Source organism: Hydrocoleum sp. CS-953 (assembly GCF_002260545.1).
Lineage (GTDB): Bacteria > Cyanobacteriota > Cyanobacteriia > Cyanobacteriales > Microcoleaceae > Trichodesmium.
In genome coordinates this window covers 1-3,631 of record NZ_LGSU01000556.1, presented here as the reverse complement: position 1 = coordinate 3,631, position 3,631 = coordinate 1, and the positions used below count along the sequence as shown (strand labels likewise).

General features: G+C 44.0%; 4 protein-coding genes. All 4 read left to right on the top strand.

The annotated features are described in order from the left end of the window. The first annotated feature begins 238 nt into the window (after window positions 1–238). The gene (locus AFK68_RS05940; protein ID WP_143437599.1) at window positions 239–688 is read left to right on the top strand and encodes a hypothetical protein; all 450 of its coding nucleotides are present in this window, start codon (window positions 239–241) and stop codon (window positions 686–688) included. Between the two features lie 108 nt (window positions 689–796). Then, window positions 797–1,549 (top strand): thioredoxin domain-containing protein, encoded by a 753-nt coding sequence (locus AFK68_RS05935; RefSeq protein WP_246844022.1) that lies wholly within the window; start codon window positions 797–799, stop codon window positions 1,547–1,549. A gap of 36 nt (window positions 1,550–1,585) precedes the next feature. Next, entirely contained in the window at window positions 1,586–3,157 is a 1,572-nt protein-coding gene (locus tag AFK68_RS05930) for a S8 family serine peptidase (protein WP_094671980.1), read from the top strand. A 276-nt stretch (window positions 3,158–3,433) separates the two neighbouring features. Next, window positions 3,434–3,631: hypothetical protein (locus AFK68_RS05925; protein WP_143437597.1), on the top strand; the 198-nt coding region annotated here is incomplete at its 3' end.

The following is a 3,631-nucleotide window of genomic DNA, read 5'->3' as shown; positions in this document are numbered from 1 at the left end:
AAAAACAAGAGGTGTATGAGAACCGGATTTAGTATAATTTGTGTATTTTTTTTGTTGCTTTATCCGGATTTTATAAGTATTTGAATAACTAATAAATTGACACTATTTAACGATGTAAAGAATCAATAAAAGTAGTGATTTAGTATTGCTTGATAGTTTTTTTTTGCAATAGTATTGTTTGTAAGGAAACTGAGTAAATGCCTCAACGGAGTGTGAGTAGATTAAGAAGTTTTCTCAAATGGATATATCAACTTTAATAAGAAGAAGAAACATGAGAAAAATATCTTGGCTTTTGGCTATCGTATTTTCTGTGATGATGATGCTGGTTGCCGTGCCCAGTCAAGCAATGGCAGCCGAGGTACAGCTTGCGCAAGCTCAACCTAGTAAAGCAGAAGTGCTAGCTCAACTAGATCAACAAATGCAGGTAGCACAGGCTCAACCGAGCAAGGCAGAGGTTGCAAAAGAGGCAGCAAAATCAGAAGAAGTTGGGACAGAGGTAGATGTTGGTTATATGACTCTTTGCACCTATTGCGAGACCTGTGGCGGTGGCTGGCCAAATTTTGGTGGGATCAATCGCAACCTGGAAGCAACCATCTCCAAAGCCTATGAGTTAGGCACTAATTGTTCAGGAACCTATATGTGGAGGGATGATCAATACCCTTATCTCTGCTGCAGGAGATTCTTTTAGAGGCTAATTAAGCCAGATCCTAGCCAAGGGCTTTTGGAAAATTTCTCTTCCAGAAGCCCTCTCTAATTCCAAAGAACCACTCTTTTTAGAATAAGGAGGTAGACCTTAGTGCGTGTACGATGGATAGAGATAATGTTAGTGTTGTGCCTGACAGTGCTGAGTTGGTCAGCACCAGCACAAGCAGCCACAAACCTTAAGGGCGCAGATAGCCCCAATCAAGTTACTACAGAATTGGAAGCCGAAGTTTTGCAGGTTATCCGCAACCACCCCGAGGTAGTTTGGGAATCTCTTCAGGTCTACCAGCAGCAACAGTGGGAGCAACAGAAACAAGCTCAGGAGTTACTCTCCCAAGAACTCAAAGCCAGTCCCGACAGAATCATTGGTGAATCACCTGCTACTGACTCAGTGGATGGCAAAATTGTGCTGCTAGAGTTCTCAGACTTTCAATGTCCCTTCTGTTCCCAGGCTCACAAGACATTGAAGCAATTTATGGCAACTCATCAAGATCGAGTCGCTTTAGTGTACAAGAATTTACCCTTGTCAATTCATCCTGAAGCCATGCCTGCTGCCAAAGCCGCTTGGGCTGCTAATCAGCAAGGAAAGTTTTGGCAGTACCACGATACCCTGTTTACCCAGCAAGATAAGTTGGGTGAGCAATTATATCTGGATATCGCGAGAAATCTCAATCTCGATCTGGAGAGGTTTAACCGCGATCGCCATAGTCAGGCTGCTGAAACTGCAATTGAGAAAGATATAGAGATTGCTCAGAGAGCCGAGATTGGGGGTACTCCTTTCTTGGCAATCAATGGGAAAGCTTTTGCCGGTGCTGTCCCACTATCTGAATTGGAGAAAGCGTTGTAAATACTCATTCAACTTTGAAATAGAAAGGAAAGAATTATGAAAAGAACGATGTCTTGGTTGTTCGCATTGATGTTTGCTGTGGTGCTACTGCTGAGTGTCCAGCCAAGTCAGGCAATAGCAGCCTCATCCTGCTCCCTTTGTTATGATTGTGGCGGCAAGTGGCCGACCTTCAGTGGGGTAATACCCACACGCGAAGATGCCATGCCCTACGAACGCGGCAGTGCTTGTTCGGGAGACCTGACACCTACCTCAGATACATCCCCTTATCTTTGCTGTCAAGAGCAAGGAGAAACTCCTCCTCCTTCTGAAGCGACACCAAATGATTCGATGTACGACCAGCAGTGGGGCTATGAAAATATTGGTATGCCAGCAGTTTGGGGGACTACCTCAACTCAAACGGTCACTCCCGTGACAGTTGCCGTGATCGATGACGGAGTTTATGCTGGAGGACATCCCGATCTACCGCCCCGTTCCACTAATAATGCACGGTTCCTCAATTCTGGTGCTGACATTGGCACAGGAGTCGATGCTGCGGACAGCCCTCCCAGCCAAGCAGTGCATCACGGGACTCACGTTTCAGGTACTATCCTGGCAACAACCAATAACACCACTGGCGTTGCCGGAACTCCTTGGAACCAGAGTAGCAACAATGGAGTGAACCACATTTCAGTAAGGGTGCTAGGAAGCACTGGTTCTGGAACCTTCAGTGATATTATTGACGGAATTTACTATGCAGCAGGGATAACCAACAGTCATGGTCTCAGTAGTTCTGAACCAGCTGATATTATCAATATGAGTCTAGGGGGAGGGGGAAATTGTTCCCCAACCCTGGAAAATGCGATTAGTCAAGCCGTTGCTGCGGGTTCTGCTGTAATTGTGGCAGGAGGTAATGCGGGTAATAATAATCCCCAACAACCTGCTAGTTGTCCGAGTGTGACTCTGACGGTAGGAGCCACAGATATCAATAACCAGTTAGCGTCTTTTTCTAGCTATGGCTTCAACGATCTTTCTGCACCTGGGGAAAATATTCTCAGTACCTATCGTAACCCTGATTACAATAGCCTAAATGGAACTTCAATGGCTACGCCCCACGTCTCCGGTGCTGCTACAGTGCTTCTACAGAAGAATCCCAGTCTGTCTCCTGCTCAAATCAAAGCACTGCTAGTAAATAATGCCGAATCCTTTGGTGATTCGCGCATGGGAGCTGGTATTTTACGAGTCCCCGGTGCTTTTGAATCTGCTGCTGCTTCTGAAAATATATCTGGTGAGATTTTAGCCATGGACAACAATGATCTGGTTGCAAGTCGTGGTGAGATTAGTGTAAATGCTGAATTTGTTCCTGGAGAAATTTTGGTGCAGTACAAGGAACCTCAAAGCGCAGTGACAAAGACCCAAAAGCTGCTTGGGAAAAAAGCCACGGTTGTGGAAACTTCTAGAAATCCAAATATTCCCATCTTGATCCGCTTGTCTGAACCAGAAGTAGCTGCGATGAGTGAGGTTGAGCTTAAGCAAGCCACTTTGGACGCGATCGCTGAACTTCTGGAATCTCCAGATGTAGTTTATGCTGAACCTAATTACATCTTCCGTGCCTTTTCTGAAAACAAGTGATTTTAAGCCTGTGGAAAGAAAGAGGTTACAGACTGCGGTCAGTGATTCTCAATCAAGCAGGAAGCTAGCTCCAAAGCTCAATTCCGATGTTTTGGGTAAGTTTGGGTAAGTTTAGTAGAATGGCTTGTCCCTCGGTACATCTGGATGAGAGGATTAAAGGTTTATAAAATCTTCCCTTTTGTCCAGATGAAATTGAAACAATTGCAAGAATTTCGTCAAAGCGTCTACAATCAGATGGGAGCTACTAAAGATGTAGTTTTTGATTTGAATTGATAGATGCCACATTTAGAAGCTGCTAAAAAAGATCATAATCCTATTCGTTATCAGTATCAGTATCAAACTGGCGAACAGTATATTCACATTCCTGGAGCCAAGTTAACATCAGTTATTTATCATTCTTTCCTAATTATTCATAAATTATTACCAACTTATATAAACAAACATATTTTAACGGAACAAGAGGTAAATCAACAT

What these genes read in the sequence shown, in the direction of transcription:
- AFK68_RS05940 (WP_143437599.1), top strand. Translation starts at nt 239, where the DNA reads ATGGATATATCAACTTTAATAAGAAGAAGAAACATGAGAAAAATATCT.
- AFK68_RS05930 (WP_094671980.1), top strand. Translation starts at nt 1,586, where the DNA reads ATGAAAAGAACGATGTCTTGGTTGTTCGCATTGATGTTTGCTGTGGTG.